Annotated in this window: 17 protein-coding genes; 16 read left to right on the forward strand and 1 reads right to left on the reverse strand. The window is 68.4% G+C overall.

Features of this window, described 5'->3' with window-relative positions:
- Window positions 1–13 precede the first annotated feature (13 nt).
- The 15 genes from VFX14_08890 to VFX14_08960 all read left to right on the forward strand — a co-directional run bounded on the left by VFX14_08890 (window position 14) and on the right by VFX14_08960 (window position 14,797).
- Entirely contained in the window at window positions 14–2,260 is a 2,247-nt protein-coding gene (locus tag VFX14_08890) for an aconitate hydratase (protein ID HEU5189792.1), read from the forward strand.
- A 16-nt stretch (window positions 2,261–2,276) separates the two neighbouring features.
- The gene (gene icd / locus VFX14_08895; GenBank protein HEU5189793.1) at window positions 2,277–3,539 is read left to right on the forward strand and encodes an NADP-dependent isocitrate dehydrogenase; all 1,263 of its coding nucleotides are present in this window, start codon (window positions 2,277–2,279) and stop codon (window positions 3,537–3,539) included.
- Complete coding sequence (mdh, locus tag VFX14_08900; GenBank protein ID HEU5189794.1) at window positions 3,539–4,468, forward strand: malate dehydrogenase; 930 nt, start codon at window positions 3,539–3,541, stop codon at window positions 4,466–4,468. Before icd ends, mdh begins: the two co-directional genes overlap by 1 nt.
- A gap of 20 nt (window positions 4,469–4,488) precedes the next feature.
- Window positions 4,489–5,331: a fumarate hydratase gene (locus VFX14_08905; GenBank protein HEU5189795.1), complete on the forward strand. Its 843-nt coding sequence runs from the start codon at window positions 4,489–4,491 to the stop codon at window positions 5,329–5,331.
- Window positions 5,328–5,900, forward strand: coding sequence for a FumA C-terminus/TtdB family hydratase beta subunit (locus VFX14_08910; protein ID HEU5189796.1), 573 nt, complete (start codon window positions 5,328–5,330; stop codon window positions 5,898–5,900). Before VFX14_08905 ends, VFX14_08910 begins: the two co-directional genes overlap by 4 nt.
- 52 nt (window positions 5,901–5,952) lie before the next feature.
- Entirely contained in the window at window positions 5,953–6,717 is a 765-nt protein-coding gene (locus VFX14_08915) for a hypothetical protein (protein HEU5189797.1), read from the forward strand.
- On the forward strand, window positions 6,717–8,513 hold the full coding sequence (locus VFX14_08920) for a fumarate reductase/succinate dehydrogenase flavoprotein subunit (GenBank protein ID HEU5189798.1): 1,797 nt from the start codon (window positions 6,717–6,719) through the stop codon (window positions 8,511–8,513). Before VFX14_08915 ends, VFX14_08920 begins: the two co-directional genes overlap by 1 nt.
- Window positions 8,513–9,262, forward strand: coding sequence for a succinate dehydrogenase/fumarate reductase iron-sulfur subunit (locus tag VFX14_08925; GenBank protein HEU5189799.1), 750 nt, complete (start codon window positions 8,513–8,515; stop codon window positions 9,260–9,262). The genes VFX14_08920 and VFX14_08925 overlap by 1 nt, the downstream gene beginning before the upstream one ends.
- Window positions 9,263–9,270: 8 nt before the next feature.
- A complete protein-coding gene (gene sucC / locus VFX14_08930) occupies window positions 9,271–10,440 on the forward strand; it encodes an ADP-forming succinate--CoA ligase subunit beta (GenBank protein HEU5189800.1) in 1,170 nt (389 codons plus the stop codon).
- Window positions 10,437–11,312, forward strand: coding sequence for a succinate--CoA ligase subunit alpha (sucD, locus tag VFX14_08935; GenBank protein HEU5189801.1), 876 nt, complete (start codon window positions 10,437–10,439; stop codon window positions 11,310–11,312). Before sucC ends, sucD begins: the two co-directional genes overlap by 4 nt.
- A gap of 7 nt (window positions 11,313–11,319) precedes the next feature.
- Window positions 11,320–11,745: a nucleoside-diphosphate kinase gene (ndk, locus tag VFX14_08940; protein HEU5189802.1), complete on the forward strand. Its 426-nt coding sequence runs from the start codon at window positions 11,320–11,322 to the stop codon at window positions 11,743–11,745.
- A gap of 71 nt (window positions 11,746–11,816) precedes the next feature.
- Window positions 11,817–12,281 carry a PH domain-containing protein gene (locus VFX14_08945; protein HEU5189803.1) on the forward strand — a complete coding sequence of 155 codons (465 nt, stop codon included), beginning with the start codon at window positions 11,817–11,819 and terminating at the stop codon, window positions 12,279–12,281.
- Between the two features lie 8 nt (window positions 12,282–12,289).
- Window positions 12,290–13,201, forward strand: a complete 912-nt coding sequence (locus VFX14_08950; protein HEU5189804.1) for an LLM class flavin-dependent oxidoreductase — start codon at window positions 12,290–12,292, stop codon at window positions 13,199–13,201.
- Window positions 13,202–13,205: 4 nt separating this feature from the next.
- On the forward strand, window positions 13,206–13,988 hold the full coding sequence (locus VFX14_08955; GenBank protein ID HEU5189805.1) for an ABC transporter ATP-binding protein: 783 nt from the start codon (window positions 13,206–13,208) through the stop codon (window positions 13,986–13,988).
- On the forward strand, window positions 13,985–14,797 hold the full coding sequence (locus VFX14_08960; protein ID HEU5189806.1) for an ABC transporter permease: 813 nt from the start codon (window positions 13,985–13,987) through the stop codon (window positions 14,795–14,797). Before VFX14_08955 ends, VFX14_08960 begins: the two co-directional genes overlap by 4 nt.
- 17 nt (window positions 14,798–14,814) lie before the next feature.
- Here VFX14_08960 and VFX14_08965 read toward each other — a convergent pair whose 3' ends face one another.
- Window positions 14,815–14,952, reverse strand: coding sequence for a hypothetical protein (locus tag VFX14_08965; GenBank protein HEU5189807.1), 138 nt, complete (start codon window positions 14,950–14,952; stop codon window positions 14,815–14,817).
- 146 nt (window positions 14,953–15,098) lie between these two features.
- On the opposite strand from VFX14_08965, the gene VFX14_08970 reads away from it, so the two are divergent.
- The gene (locus VFX14_08970) at window positions 15,099–16,127 is read left to right on the forward strand and encodes an ABC transporter substrate-binding protein (protein HEU5189808.1); all 1,029 of its coding nucleotides are present in this window, start codon (window positions 15,099–15,101) and stop codon (window positions 16,125–16,127) included.
- Window positions 16,128–16,183: the final 56 nt, after the last annotated feature.

The following is a 16,183-nucleotide window of genomic DNA, read 5'->3' on the forward strand; positions in this document are numbered from 1 at the left end:
AGGGAGGCCCACCATGGCGGCAGACCAGATCAAGCGACTCTACGAATCCATGCCCGCCAAGCTGGACCGGGCTCGCACGCGCTTCGGACGCGCGCTCACCCTCGCCGAGAAGATCCTCGTCGCGCACGCCGACGATTTCGACAAGCAGGAGTGGAGCCGCGGCAAGGCCCAGCTCCGCCTGCGTGTGGACCGCGTGTCGCTACAGGACGCCACGGGCCAGATGGCGCTGCTCCAGTTCATGCAGGCGGGGAAGAAGCAGGTGGCGGTGCCGTCCACCGTGCACTGCGACCACCTCATCCGCGCGCAGACCGGGGCGCGCGAGGACATGGAGCGGGCGATCTCGGAGAACCGCGAGGTGTACGAGTTTCTCCATTCCGCCTCCAGGAAGTACGGGATTGGGTTCTGGAAGCCGGGCGCGGGGATCATCCACCAGGTGGTTCTGGAGAACTACGCGTTCCCCGGCGGGCTCATGATCGGCGCCGACTCGCACACGCCCAACGCGGGCGGCCTCGGCATGGCCGCGATCGGCGTGGGCGGGGCGGACTGCGGTGAGGCGATGGCGGGGCTCGCGTGGGAGGTGCTCGATCCCAAGCTCGTGGGCGTGCGGCTCACCGGGAAGTTCTCGGGCTGGACCTCCGCGAAGGACGTCATCACCTACCTCTGCGGGCTCCTCACCGTGAAGGGCGGCACCAACAAGATCATCGAGTACTTCGGTCCCGGCGCGGAGTCGATCAGCGCCACTGGCAAGGGCACCATCTGCAACATGGGCGCGGAGCTCGGCGCCACCACCTCGCTCTTCCACTTCGACGACCGCATGGCCGCCTATCTCCGCGCGACGGACCGGGCCGACCAGGCCGCGCTCGCGGAGGCGCACCGGGCGCATCTCGTCGCCGATCCCGAGGTGCTCGCCGACCCGAAGAAGTACTACGACGAGGTCGTCGAGGTGAACCTCTCCGAGCTCGAGCCTCACATCGTCGGCCCGCACTCGCCCGACCGCGCGCGGCCCGTCAGCAAGCTCGCCGCCGAGGTGAAGAAGGAGGGCTGGCCCGCCCAGATCAAGGCCGCCCTCATCGGCTCCTGCACCAACTCCTCCTACGAGGACATGCGACGCGCCGCCCACATCGCCACCCAGGCTCTCAAGGCCGGGCTCAAGGCGAAGACCCCCTTCCTCGTGACGCCGGGGTCGGAGCGCATCTACCAGACCATCAAGCGCGACGGCATCATGGATACCTTCCAGCAGATCGGGGGCACCGTGCTCGCCAACGCGTGCGGCCCCTGCATCGGCCAGTGGAAGCGGTCGGACGTGAGCGCGACCGAGACCAACACCATCGTGTCGTCGTTCAACCGCAACTTCCCCGGGCGCAACGACGGCAGCGCGAGCACGCTGTCGTTCCTCACCAGCCCGGAGATCGTGACCGCGCTGGCCTTCGCGGGGTCGCTCGAGTTCGATCCCGTCAACGGCACCATCCCCGGTCCCGACGGGCGGGCGTTCCGCTTCACCGCGCCCGAGGGCGAGGAGCTGCCCGCCCGCGGCTTCGCCAAAGGCGAGGAGGGCTTCGAGGCGCCGGCGGCGAGCGGCGATGCGGTGCAGGTCGTGATCCCACCGGGGAGCGAGCGGCTCCAGCTCCTCCAGCCCTTCCCGCGGTGGGACGGCAAGGACTTCACCGAGCTCCCGATCCTCGTCAAGACCAAGGGCAAGACGACCACCGACCACATCTCGCCCGCCGGCGCGTGGCTCCGCTTCCGCGGGCACCTCGACAAGATCAGCGACAACATGTTCCTGGGCGCGGTCAATGCCTTCACCGGCGAAGCGGGGAAGGGCGTGAACCCCCTCACCGGCGAGGCGGGCAAGACCTTCACCCAGAACGCGCGCGATCTCAAGGCGCGCGGGATCTCCTGGATGGTGATCGGAGACGAGAACTACGGCGAGGGGTCGAGCCGCGAGCACGCGGCGATGTCGCCCCGCTACCTCGGCGCCAAGGTCGTCATCGTCCGGAGCTTCGCGCGCATCCACGAGACCAATCTCAAGAAGCAGGGCATCCTGCCCCTGACCTTCAGCGACCCCAAGGACTACGACCTCTTCGACCGGGCCGATCGCGTGAGCGTGCGCGGGCTCGCCGCGCTGATGCCGGGCCAGCCGGTGGAGGTGGTCATTCACAAGGCGGGTGGCGAGACCGTCACCATCAAGTGCAACCACACCTTGACCGACGAGCAGATCGGCTGGTTCAAGGCAGGCTCGGCGCTCAACGCGCTCACCTAACTTCGAGGAGACCTCAATGGCCGGCAAGGTGAAGATTCCCGCGGGCGAGAAAGTCACGATCAGCCACGGCAAGCTGCAGGTGCCGGATCACCCCATCATCGCGTTCATCGAGGGCGACGGGACGGGGCCGGATATCTGGGCCGCGTCCGTGCGAGTGCTGGACGCCGCCGTCGCCCAGTCCTACCAGGGCCGGCGGAAGATCGCCTGGACCGAGGTGTATGCGGGTGAGAAGGCGCAGGCCGTGTACGGCAAGGACTGCCCGCCGAACCTTCTGCCCACCGAGACCCTCGACGTGATCCGCGAGTATCTGGTCGCCATCAAGGGCCCGCTCACCACGCCGGTGGGCGAGGGCTTTCGCTCGCTGAACGTCACCCTTCGCCAGGAGCTCGATCTCTACGTGTGCCTCCGCCCGGTGCGCTGGTACAAGGGCGTGCCCTCGCCAGTGAAGCATCCTGAGAAGATCGACATGGTGATCTTCCGCGAGAACACCGAGGACATCTACGCGGGCATCGAGTGGGTGCAGGGGACGCCGGAGGCGCGAAAAGTCATCGATTTTCTCCAGAAGGAGATGGGGGTCACGAAGATCCGCTTCCCCAACACGTCCTCCATCGGCATCAAGCCCGTCTCCAAGGAAGGCTCGGAGCGCCTGATCCGGGCGTCGATGCGGTACGCCATCGAGAACAGCCGTCGCAACGTCACCCTCGTGCACAAGGGAAACATCCAGAAGTTCACCGAGGGGATGTTCATGAAGTGGGGCTACGCGCTCGCCAAGGCGGAGTTCTCGGACAAGCTCGTGGGCTGGGATGACTGCGGCGGCAAGCCCCCCGCGGGCAAGGTCCTGGTGAAGGACGCCATCACCGACGCCTTCCTCCAGCAGATCCTGACGAGGCCGGATGAGTTCGACGTGATTCCGTGCTGCAACCTGACCGGTGACCTCATCTCCGACGCTCTCGCGGCGCAGGTGGGCGGCATCGGGATCGCCCCCGGCGCCAACATCAACTACGAGTCGGGGCACGCCCTCTTCGAGGCCACCCACGGTACCGCGCCGAAGTACGCGGGCCTGGACAAGGTGAATCCCGGTTCGGTCATCCTGTCGGGCGAGATGATGCTGCGCTACATGGGCTGGACGGAGGCGGCCGACCGCATCGTGGCCGGCCTCGAGAAGACCCTCGATCAGAAGACCGTCACCTACGACTTCGCCCGGCTGATGCAGGGGGCGAAGGAGGTCAAGTGCTCGGAGTTCGGCACCGCCATCATCAAGAACATGGAGACCCTCTGATGGCGCGGCCGAAGATCACCGTCGTCGGCGCCGGCAACGTCGGTGCCAGCGTCGCGCAGTATGCGGTGGAGCGCGAGCTGGGCGACGTGGTCCTCGTCGACGTGGTGGAGGGCATCCCGCAGGGCAAGGCGCTCGACCTCGCCCAGGCGGGGCCGGTGCACGGCTACGACGCGGCCCTCGTGGGCAGCAACGGCTACGACGAGACGGCGGGCTCGGACATCGTGGTCATCACCGCCGGCCTCGCCCGCAAGCCGGGCATGACGCGTGACGACCTCCTCTTCAAGAACGCCGAGATCGTGGGGAGCGTGGTGGAGCAGGTGGTGTCGCGCTCGCCCAACTCCATCTTGATCCTCGTGACCAATCCACTCGACGCGATGGTACAGCTGGCGTGGAAGAAGTCGAAGTTCCCCGCGCAGCGCGTGATCGGGATGGCGGGGGTGCTCGACTCCGCGCGGTTCCGCACCTTCATCGCCCAGGAGCTAGAGGTCTCGGTGGAGAACGTCACCGCCTTCGTGCTGGGCGGCCACGGCGACACCATGGTGCCCCTGCCGCGTTATTCCACGGTGGCCGGCATCCCCATCACCGACCTCCTGCCCAAGGAGCGCATCGACGCCCTGGTCACCCGCACCGCCAACGGCGGCGCGGAGATCGTGGCGTTCCTGAAGACGGGCAGCGCCTACTACGCGCCTGCCGCCTCCGCGGTGGAGATGGTGGAAGCCATCCTCAAGGACAAGAAGAAGATCCTCCCGTGCGCGGCCTATCTCGACGGTCAGTACGGCGTGAAAGGCCTCTACGTGGGCGTGCCGGTGAAGCTCGGGCGCGCCGGCGTGGAGCAAATCGTCGAGATCAAGCTGACCAAGGACGAGCAGGCCGCCTTCGATAAGTCCGCGGCGGCGGTGCGTGAGCTCGTCGACAAGCTGAAGCTGTAGGAGCGCCCCCCGCCTTGTCCATGCGTCCCATCCACGTCTCGGCGATTACCGACGCGGTGAAGAAGCTCTGCATGGAGGCGAACTACGACCTGGAGCCGGACGTGCTCCGCGCCTTCGACCGCGCGCTGGGGGTCGAGCGCTCACCCGCCGGCCGCCAGGTGCTGCAGATCCTCAAGGACAACGCCGAGCTCGCCCGGACGAAGAAGATCCCGTACTGCCAGGACACCGGCTTCGTGGTCTGCTTCGCGGAGGTCGGCCAGGACGTGCACGTGGAGGGCGGTCTCCTCGCCGACGCGATCAACGCGGGGATCCGCGCTGGCTATACCGAGGGCTATCTGCGCGCCTCGATCGTGCGCTCGCCCTTCGACCGCGTGAACACCGCCGACAACACGCCCGGGGTCATCCACACCGAGCTCACGGCGGGCGCGAATCTCCGCATCCAGATCATGGCCAAGGGCGGCGGCTGCGAGAACCGGTCGAAGTACAAGATGCTCACGCCGGCCGAGGGCATCGAGGGCGCCAAGGCCTGGGTGCTCGAGTGCATCAAGACGGCGGGGCCCGACGCGTGCCCGCCCCTCATCGCCGGCGTCGGCATCGGGGGCACATTCGAGAAGGCGGCAATCCTGTCCAAGAAGGCGCTGTTCCGCGAGCTGGGCTCGCCGAATCCCGATCCCGCCGCGGATGCCCTTGAGAAGGAGCTGCTCGAGCGGGCCAATCGCCTCGGCATCGGCCCCCAGGGCTACGGCGGCGACACCACCGCGCTCGGCATCCACATCCTGACCTATCCCTGCCACATCACGAGCCTTCCGGTGGCCGTCACTATCGAATGCCACGCCCACCGCCACAAGGAAGCCGTCCTGTGATCAAGACGGCGGCGGACGGGATCAAGGACGTGACGCCGCCGCTGAGCGACGCCGACGTCGAATCGCTCACCGCAGGGGACCGCGTCCGCATCACCGGCACCCTGTACACGGCGCGGGACGCCGCCCACGGCCGCCTCTCGCCGCTGGTGGAGGCGGGCCGGCCGCTCCCCATCGACGTGAAGGGCCAGATCATCTACTACACGGGCCCCTCGCCGGCGCGGCCGGGGGATGTGGTGGGCTCCGTGGGGCCCACCACGGGGGGCCGCATGGACACGTTCACTCCCGGTCTCCTCGCCCTCGGGCTCAAGGGCACGATCGGGAAGGGGGCGCGCTCGCAGCCGGTGAAGGACGCCCTCGCCCGGCACAAGGGCGTGTACTTCGGCGCCATCGGGGGCGCCGGCGCGGTGCTCTCGCGCTTCGTGAAGAAGCTCGAGGTGGTGGCCTACGAGGACCTCGGCACGGAGGCCATCCGTTGCCTCGAGGTGGAAGGCTTCCCCGCCATCGTGATCAACGACTGCCACGGCGGCGATCTCTACCAGGACGGCGTCAAGCAGTACGCACGCGACTAGAGAAAGGGCTCGACGTATGCCAGACGGGTTGTTGGGGAATCAACGTGGTGAAGTGGCCCTGCCGCGCGCGACCCTCCGCACCGACACGTGGTGGCTCCTGCCCGTCACCGTGGTGGTGGTGCTGGGGAGCTTCATCGTCTACTCGACGTGGGCGGCTTTCCAGAACGCTCACTACTTCGTGGCGCCCTATCTCTCGCCGTTCTACTCCCCATGCATCTCCACGTCCTGCCTGCATTCGACATTCGGCTTCGGGCTTCCCGACATCCACATGCCGATCATCGGGCTCGTGTCGCCGGCCTTCCTGATCCTGTGGGGACCCGGCCTCTTCCGGCTGACCTGTTACTACTACCGTAAGGCCTACTACCGCTCGTTCTGGCTCTCGCCGCCCGCCTGCGCGGTGCCTGACGCCCACCGGCGCTACACCGGGGAGACGCGCTTCCCCCTCATCCTGCAGACCCTGCATCGCTACGCGTGGTACGTCGCGGTGGTGTTCATCGCGCTCCTCACGTGGGACGCCCTCCTCGCCTTCCGCTTCAAGGATGGCTTCGGGATCGGGGTGGGGACGCTCGTGATGTGGGTGAACGTCATCTTCCTGGCCGCCTACACCTTCTCGTGCCACTCCTGCCGGCACGTCTGCGGCGGCCACGTGAGCTCGTTCCACAAGGCGCCCGCCCGACTCGCCGTGTGGCGCTTCATCACGACAATCAACGAGCGCCACCCGCTCTTCGCGTGGCTCTCCCTCTTCAGCGTGGGACTGACCGATCTCTACATCCGGCTCGTGTCCATGGGCGTCATCCACGACGTGAGGATCCTGTGATGGAGAATTTCAAGTCCTTCGAGTACGACGTTCTCGTGATCGGCGCGGGGGGCGCGGGGCTGCGCGCGGCCATCGAGGCCCACGACAAGGGCGTCAAGACCGCGCTCATCTGCAAGTCCCTCCTCGGCAAGGCCCACACCGTGATGGCGGAGGGCGGCATGGCCGCCGCCATGGGCAATGTCTGGAAGGAGGACAACTGGCAGGTGCACTTCCGCGACACCATGCGGGGCGGCAAGCTCCTGAACAACTGGCGTATGGCCGAGCTCCACGCCAAGGAATCCCCCGACCGCGTGCTGGAGCTGGAGGAGTGGGGCGCGCTGTTCGACCGCACCAAGGACGGCCTCATCTCCCAGCGCGACTTCGGTGGCCACCGCTACGCGCGGCTCGCCCACGTGGGTGACCGCACCGGGCTCGAGCTGATCCGCACGCTCCAGCAGCGGGCGGTGGCGCTGGGCATCGACGTCCACATGGAAGTGAACGTCCAGCGCCTCATCAAGGACGGCGACCGCGTGGCGGGGGCGGTGGGCTACTACCGAGCCAGCGGCGAGCTCGCGGTGTTCCGGAGCAAGGCGGTCGTCCTCGCCACCGGCGGCGTGGGCAAGGCGTGGAAGTACACCTCGAACTCGTGGGAGTGCACCGGCGACGGCATGACGCTGGCCCTCGATGCCGGCGCGGAGCTGATCGACATGGAGTGCATCCAGTTCCATCCCACCGGGATGGTCTGGCCGCCCTCGGTGCGAGGGATCCTCGTGACGGAAGGCGTGCGGGGCGACGGCGGCACCCTCAAGAACACCGAGGGGACGCGCTTCATGTTCAACTACATCCCCGAGTTCTTCAAGAGCGAGACCGCGGACAACGAAAAGGAAGCGGATGCCTGGTACGAGGACAAGAAGAACAATCGGCGCACGCCCGACCTCCTGCCGCGCGACGAGGTCGCTCGCGCCATCAACTCCGAGGTGAAGGCGGGGCGGGGGACGCCGCACGGCGGCGTGCTCCTCGACATCGCCAGCCGCCGTCCCGCCGACTACATCCGCAAGCGCCTGCCGTCCATGTACCACCAGTTCAAGGAGCTGGCGGGCGTGGACATCACCAAGGACGCCATGGAAGTCGGCCCCACCTGCCACTACATCATGGGCGGCGTGCGCGTGGAGGCGGAGACCGCAGCCACCCGCGTCCCCGGTCTCTACGCCGCCGGTGAAGTGGCGGGCGGTCTCCACGGCGCCAATCGCCTCGGCGGCAACTCGCTCTCCGACCTCGTGGTGTTCGGCCGGCGCGCCGGTCTCGCCGCCGCCGAGTACGCGAAGGGGCTCAAGACGGCGCCTGCCCTCGATGCGGCGCAGGCGGACGCGGCGGTGCGCTCGCTGCTGTCGCCCTTCGATAGCAAGGGCAACGAGAACCCCTACGCCATCCACTCCGATCTCCAGGAGTGCATGCAGACGCTCGTCGGCATCATCCGCACCGAGGGCGAGCTGCGGAAGGCGCTCGAGGAGATCGCGGTGCTCAAGCAGCGGCTGGCGCGCGTGCGCGTGGAAGGCGGCCGCGCCTTCAATCCCGGCTGGCATCTCGCGCTGGATCTCCACTCGATGCTGTCGGTGTCCGAGGCGGTCACCCTCGGCGCCCTCGAGCGGAAAGAGAGCCGTGGGGGGCACACCCGCGACGATTATCCGTTCACCGACGAGCGCTTCGGCACCCTCAACGTGGTAATCCGCCGCTCCGCCGGCGCCTTGGGCGTGTCGATCGAGCCCATTCCCCCCCTGCCGCCCGAGCTCAAGGCGCTCCTCGGAGAGAAGAAGTAATGGCCGCGACCACGGTGACGATGAAGGTCTGGCGGGGCGACGCCAAGGGCGGCGCCTTCCGCGAGTACCAGGTGCCCTCACAGGAGGGCATGGTGGTGCTGGACGTGATCCACACGCTGCAGGCCACCCAGGCGGGGGATCTCGCCTGCCGCTGGAACTGCAAGGCGGGCAAGTGCGGCTCGTGCAGCGCGGAGATCAACGGCAAGCCGCGCCTCATGTGCATGACCCGCATGGACACGTTCCAGCCCGGCGAGACCATCACCGTCGCGCCCATCAAGACGTTCCCGCTCTACCGTGACCTCGCCACCGACGTCTCGTTCAACTACGAGCGGGCCAAGGAGATCCCCGCGTTCAAGCCGGGCCCCAAGGAAGCCGACGGCACCCGGCGCATGTGGCAGGAAGACGTGGAGCGCAGCCAGGAGTTCCGCAAGTGCATCGAGTGCTTCCTGTGTCAGAACGTCTGCCACGTGATCCGCGACCATCCCGAGAACACGCCGCACTTCGCGGGCCCGCGCTTCCTCATGCGCATCGCCGAGCTGGAGATGCACCCGCTGGACACCAACGACCGGCTGGAGCTGGCCCAGTCGAAGGCCGGGCTCGGGTTCTGTAACATCACCAAGTGCTGCACCGAGGTCTGCCCCGAGCACATCCACATCACGGACAACGCGCTCATCCCTCTCAAGGAGCGCGTGATCAGCGAGAAGTACGATCCGCTGTTCTGGCTCGCCCGGAAGCTCAAGGGCAAGTAACCAAGCCTTTGAAAATCCACGAGTATCAGGGCAAGGCGATCCTGCGAGAGTTCGGTGTCCCGGTGCCCAACGGGGACGTCGCGGACACGCCGGCGCAGGCCCGCGCGATCGCCCAGCGTCTGGGCGGCAAGGTCGTGGTCAAGGCGCAGATCCACGCGGGCGGGCGCGGCAAGGGTGGCGGCGTGAAGCTCGCCGACGATCCCGCGGCCGCGGAGGCGGCCGCCACGCAGATCCTCGGCATGATGCTGAAGACGCCCCAGACCGGCCCCGAGGGTATCAAGGTGCTCAAGGTCCTGATCGAGGAGGCTTCGCCCATCGAGCGCGAGCTCTACCTCTCGATCACGCTCGACCGCGGGCGAGGGCAGCACGTGGTGATGGCGTCCCAATCGGGCGGCATGGACATCGAGGAGGTCGCGGCCAGACATCCGGAGAAGATGATCCGTGAATCGGCCGATCCCGCGCTGGGGCTACAGGCCTTTCAGGCGCGTACCCTCGCCTACGGCCTGGGCCTGGCCGGTGAGCAGTTCAAGGCCGGGGTGACCCTGATCCTCAATGTCTTCCGCGCCTATCTCGAGAAGGACTGCTCGCTGGCGGAGATCAATCCACTCGTCGTGACGGGGGATGGGAGGGTGCTGGCGCTCGACGCCAAGCTCAACTTCGACGACAACGCCCTCTATCGCCACAAGGACGTGGTGGCCCTCCGCGACGTCAACGAGGAGACGCCGCTCGACGTCGAGGCATCCAAGTACAGCCTCAACTACATCAAGCTGGACGGCAATGTCGGCTGCATGGTGAATGGCGCGGGGCTGGCCATGGCCACCATGGACATCATCAAGCTCGCGGGCGGCGAGCCGGCCAACTTCCTCGACGTGGGGGGCGGCGCCTCCCCCGAGCAGATCGAGAATGCCTTCCGCATCCTCTCTTCCGATCCGAGCGTGAAGGCCGTCTTCATCAACGTCTTCGGAGGCATTCTGAGAGTCGACCGGCTCGCGGAGGGCATCATCGCCGCGGTGAAGAAGCTCGGGCTGAAGCTCCCGGTGGTCCTGCGCGCGGAAGGGACCAACGTGGAGCAGGGCAAGAAGATGCTGGCCGAGTCCGGCCTCGCGCTCGTCATGGCCGACGACATGGGCGAGGGTGCGAAGAAGGTGGTCGCGCTGGCTCGCGGCGCCGCGCGATGAGCATTCTCGTCGACCGGAACACGAAGGTCCTCGTGCAGGGCATCACCGGCAAGGAAGGCGCCTTCCACGCCGCCCGCTGCAAGGAGTACGGCACCCAGATCATGGGGGGCGTGACGCCGGGCAAGGGCGGCACCACCCACGAGGGCTTCGCGGTCTGGAACACGGTGGAGGACGCGGTCAAGGCCACCGGTGCGGACTGCGCGCTGATCTTCGTCCCGCCTCCCGCCGCCGCGGACGCGATCATGGAGGCGGCGGATGCCGGCATGCCGCTGATCGTGTGCATCACCGAGGGCGTGCCGGTGGCCGACATGGTGCGCGTGAAGGCGTTCCTCGCCCGGACCTCCAGCCGGCTGATCGGCCCCAATTGCCCGGGGCTCATCACGCCGGGCCAGGCCAAGATCGGCATCATGCCCGGCCACATCCACAAGGCGGGTCACGTGGGCGTCGTCTCGCGGAGCGGCACGCTGACCTACGAGGTCGTGCACCAGCTGACGCAACGTGGGCTCGGGCAATCGTCCTGCGTGGGGATCGGGGGCGATCCCGTCAACGGCACCACCTTCATCGACGTGCTGAAGCTCTTCCAGGCCGATCCCGACACCACGTCGATCATGATGATCGGCGAGATCGGGGGCACCGCGGAGGAGGAGGCGGCCGCCTTCATCAAGCAGTACGTCACCAAGCCGGTCGTCGGCTTCATCTGCGGCCAGACCGCACCGCCGGGCCGCCGCATGGGCCACGCGGGCGCGATCATCGCGGGCGGCAAGGGGACCGCCGCCGAGAAGATGAAGGCGATGGAAACCGCCGGCATCACCACCGTCAAGAGTCCCGCCGACATGGGCGCCACCGTCGCACGCGTGCTCGGCAAGGGCTAGGGGAGTCATGGCCATCGAGCGGACCCTCACCATCATCAAGCCCGACGCGGTCGCGCGGAACGCGATCGGCCAGATCATCGCGCGCTTCGAGGCGGCCGGCCTCAAGGTGCTCGGCGCCAAGTTCGTGCGCCTGTCGCCCGATCAGGCGGCCGGCTTCTACGCCGTGCACAAGGCGCGGCCGTTCTTCGCGAGCCTCTGCGCGTTCATGACCCAGGGCCCGGTGATGCCCATGGTGCTGGAGGGCGAGGGCGCCATCGCCAAGCTGCGCGACATCATGGGCGCCACCGACCCCGCCAAGGCCGCGCCGGGGACGATCCGCCGCGACTTCGCCTCCTCGATCGAGGCCAACGCCGTGCACGGGTCGGACTCGCCCGAATCCGCGGCCTTCGAGATCGAGTACTTCTTCGGCCCCCACGAGATCCACACGCGATAGAGACGTGGGCCCGGGTCGACGACGAGTTCTTTCCCGCCATCCTCGGCACACGACAGCGGGTGATCGCGGGCGTGGTCGGGATCGGCCTGGGCGTGGTGGCACCCTTCCTCCTCTCCGTCGCGGTGGTGGCCGCCACCGGCGATCTCCTCTTCACGATCTTCCCGCTGCCGTTCCTCGGCCTGGTCTGGGCGCTCCAATCGATGGCGCCTGCCGGCTACACGCTGGAGCGCCGCGGTCTCCGACTCGAGCGCCGCTGGCTCGCCCGACGGCTCCCCTACGCGGCCATCACCGCCGCCGACCGCACGCCGCGGCCCATCGGCGGTTTCCTCGCCCTCGGCCTCAATGCGCTGTTCGGCTCGCACGGGCTCCGCTGGAACCGGCGGACGGGGCTCCACTACCTCGCCATCACCAACACGCGCGACCTCGTCTACCTCCACACCCGCCGCGGCCTCGTGGTGATCTCCCCGAGCCGCCCGGACGAGTTCGTGGCCGCGCTCTCCGCCCGCCTCGGCAGGCGAGGGGAGGATTCGCCGTGACGAGCCGCATCCCGCTCGCCGTCTCGATCCCGCAGACGTTCCCTTCAGGCCCGATCGATCCCGAGCGCATCCGCCGGTATCTCGCCCGCGCCGAGGCCCTCGGCTTCACTGGCGCCTGGGTGGTCGAGCAGGTGGTGGGCACGATCCCGAGTCTCGAGCCCATCGAGCTGCTCACCTTTGCCGCCGCGGCCACGCGCCGGCTACGCGTCGGGGCGGCGGTGCTGTTGACCGCGCTGCGGACGCCGCTTCACACCGCCAAGAGCCTCGCCACGCTCGATCAGCTCTCGGGCGGACGACTCGACGTCGGCGTGGGCCTGGGCGGCCAGCCTGCGGTCTATCCCGCCTTCGGGCTCTCCGCCGAGCGTCGCGCCGCGCGCTTCGCGGAGGGGGTGACGCTCATGAAGCGCCTCTGGACCGAGCCCCGCGTGACATTCGACGGCGAGTTCTACCGGCTCAAGGATCTGCCCATGGAGCCCAAGCCGCGCCAGCGTCCGCATCCACCGATCTGGTTCGGAGCGCATCACCCGGACGCGCTCCGGCGCGCCGTCGCTCTCGGCGACGCGTTCATGGGCGCGGGCTCGGCCTCCACCGCGACGTTCGCCTCCGAGGTGGCGCAGCTGCGGCGCACGCTGGAGGAGGCGCGCCGCGACCCCGCGACGTTCCCTGTGGCCAAGCGCGTCTACATCGCCGTGGACGATGACCGCGCGCGGGCGGCCCGCCGCCTCACCGAGTGGTTCGGCGGCTTCTATCACCGGCCCCAGCTCGCCGAGGAGGTCTCGGTGTGGGGCTCGGCCGAGCAGTGCGCGGAGGGGCTCCGGGCGGTGGTGGCGGCGGGGGCCGGCATGCTCATGCTCAACCCCGTCTTCGACGACGAGGAGCAGCTCGAGCGCTTCGCCGCGGAGCTGGCGCCCCGGCTCTAGCGGCGTGAAGGTCATCGTCGACCGGCTCGGCAAGATCTATCGCGACCGTCGCGGCCATGCGGTGACCGCGCTCGAGGACGTCACATTCACCGCCGAGCCCGAAGAGTTCCTCGCCATCCTCGGTCCCTCGGGCTGCGGGAAGTCGACCCTGCTCGGCGCCATCGCCGGGCTCCTGCCGGCCTCCTCCGGCGGCATCTTCTTCGAGGGCGCGCGGCGGTCGGGGCAGCCGCTCACCGCCACCGTCTTCCAGGAGTTCGCGCTCTTTCCCTGGCGCACGGCGCGCGCCAACGTCGAGCTTGGGCTGGAAGAGCTGGGGCTGCCCGCGGCGGAACGGGCCACGCGGGCGCGGCGCTACATCGACCAGATGGGCCTCGGCGGCTTCGAGGACCGCTACCCGCATCAGCTCTCGGGGGGCATGCGGCAGCGCGTGGGCATCGCGCGCGCGCTCGTAGTGGATCCCGCGGTCTTGCTCATGGACGAGCCCTTCTCCGCGCTCGACGCGCAGACGCGCACCCTCATGATGGAGGAGCTGCTGGCGATCTGGGAGCGCGCCCGCACCACGATCGTCTACATCACCCATAACATCCAGGAAGCGGTGTTCATGGCCGATCGCGTCCTCGTCCTCTCACGCCGGCCCGGCCGCGTGCTCGCGAGCGTGCCGGTGGCCTTGCCGCGCCCGCGCACCGAGGCCATGCTGGGCGATCCAGCCTTCGTGGCCACCGCCGACCGCATCTGGAGCCTCATCCGCTCGCAGGCCGAGGCCGCGCTCGTCGAGGGGCGGGCATGAGCGTCTCGCGCGCGGCGGTGTCCCGCGTGCCGGTCGAGGACCGCACGCGCTTCCTCGTGCGCCGGCATCACCCGGCGCTGCGGGTCGCCGCGCTGGTCGGCGTGGTCGTGCTCTGGGAGCTCCTGTGCCGGGCGGGCTGGGTGCCCGCTCTCTTCCTGCCGTCGCCGCTCGGCGTCCTCCGGGAGGGGCGCGACATGCTCGTGTCGGGCGAGCTCCTCGTCCACCTGGCCGCGAGCCTCAAGCGCCTGCTCCTGGGCTTCGTCATCGGCAGCGCCGCGGGGATCGCGGTGGGCATCGTCGTCGGCGTGTTCTCGGTGGCGGAGGCGGTGGGGACGCCCCTCATCGCCGCGACCTTCCCCATTCCCAAGATCGCGCTCCTGCCGCTCCTCATCCTCTGGCTCGGCATCGGCGAGCCGTCGAAGGTCGCGGTGATCGCGCTCGGCGTGTTCTTCCCGCTCGCCCTCAACACCTACGCGGGGGCACGGCAGGTCGATCCCGTGCTGGTGCGCGCGGCCGTCGCCTTCGGTGCGGGGCGCTGGAGCATGATCCGCAAGGTGATCGTGCCGTCCACGCTCCCGATGGTCTTCGCGGGCCTCAAGCTGGGGGCGGGCACGGCGCTACTCCTGCTCGTGGCCGCGGAGATGATCGCGGTGGAGTCCGGGATCGGCTTCCTGATCCTGAACGCGGCCAATCTCATGGCCACGACCAAGCTCATGGTCGGCATCGTGCTGCTCTCGGCCCTGGGCGTGCTATCGCACGGGGGCCTGGTGGCGCTGGAGCGCTTGGTCCTGCCCTGGCGCGAGGGGTGAGCAGTCGGCCGGCGCGATCAGACCAGGTTGCCGACCTTCAGCAACATCCACACGCCGATCGCGATCGCGAGCCAGACCGCCGCACCCATGGTGATGCCGAGCGCCAGGCCCCGGGCCGCGTCGAACCTTCGATCCCTCTGCGAAGAGGCGTGCATGACCACCTTAGAGAGCAATACTGAGACCAGGGATGCAAGTGGCCGATTCAGCAGGAGAAAGGCGTTATCATTCCTCTATAGTGCCGAGAAGCACCCGCTCGCCCTGTAATCTCTTCCGACAGGCGGGTCGTGATAGCCTACCCGCCATGACTCGACTCCTGACTCCCCTCGCGGCCGCGCTGCTGATGACCGCCTTCTTTCTTGCCCCGATGGCGACCGAGGCTCAGACCAAGGTCAAGGTCGGTGTGCTCAAGCTCACGTCCTCGGCTCCCATCTTCGTCGGCGTGGAGAAGGGATTCTTCAAGGAGTTCGGCGTCGAGCCCGAGCTGGTCTATTTCCAGGCCGCCGTCCCGATCGCCACCGCGCTGGCCGCCGGCCAGATCGAGGTCGGCGCCACCGGCCTCACCGCCGCCCTCTACAACATCGTGCTGCAGGGCGAAAAGCTGTGGATCGTGGCCGACAAGGGGCGCGAGTGGCCGGGCTTTCCGCTGGTGGGCATCATGGTGCAGAAGGAGCTGTGGGACGCCGGCACGCTGCGGTCGATCCGCGATCTCAAGGGCCGCAGCATCGGCGTGACCCAGCTCGGCTCCACGTTTCACTTCCAGATCGGCAACATTCTCGAGAAGGAAGGCCTCGCGCTCTCCGACGTGCGTATCGTGCCGCTGCAGGCGATACCGGCGACGGTGGAGGCGCTCAAGGGCAAGCAGGTGGACGCGATCCTTGTGCCGCAGCCCTTTCCCGGCGCGGCCGAGGCGGCCGGCTTCGGCAAGATTCTCGCCTGGGCCGGTGATCTCTATCCGTGGCAGATCGCGGCGGTCTTCTACTCGAAGGGCTTCGCGGCGGATCGGTCCCGGGCGGTGGCCTTCATGAAGGGGTACGCCAAGGCTTCCCGCTACTACTTCGACGCGGCCCTCGTCCAGAAGGACGGCAAGGTCGTGCCCGGCACGGCATACGAGGAGGTCGTGGACATCACCGCGCGCTACACGGGGGCCAAGCCCGAGGTGATCAAGCTCGGCCTCCCGTACCAGGACCGCAACGGCCGCCTCCTCGTCCCCGACATCGAGAAGCAGATCGCGTGGTGGGTCAAGCACGGCTTCATGAAGGAGGCGCTGCCCGTCAAGGACGTCATAGATCCCTCTTTCCTGGAAGAGGCGCTCAAGCAGCTGGGCGGGTGAGCGGCGCCGCGACCTCGCGTTGCCGCGTCCGTATCCCCCTGCTATGATTCTCGGGT

It is taken from the genome of Candidatus Methylomirabilota bacterium, from assembly GCA_035764725.1.
Lineage (GTDB): Bacteria > Methylomirabilota > Methylomirabilia > Rokubacteriales > CSP1-6 > DASRWT01.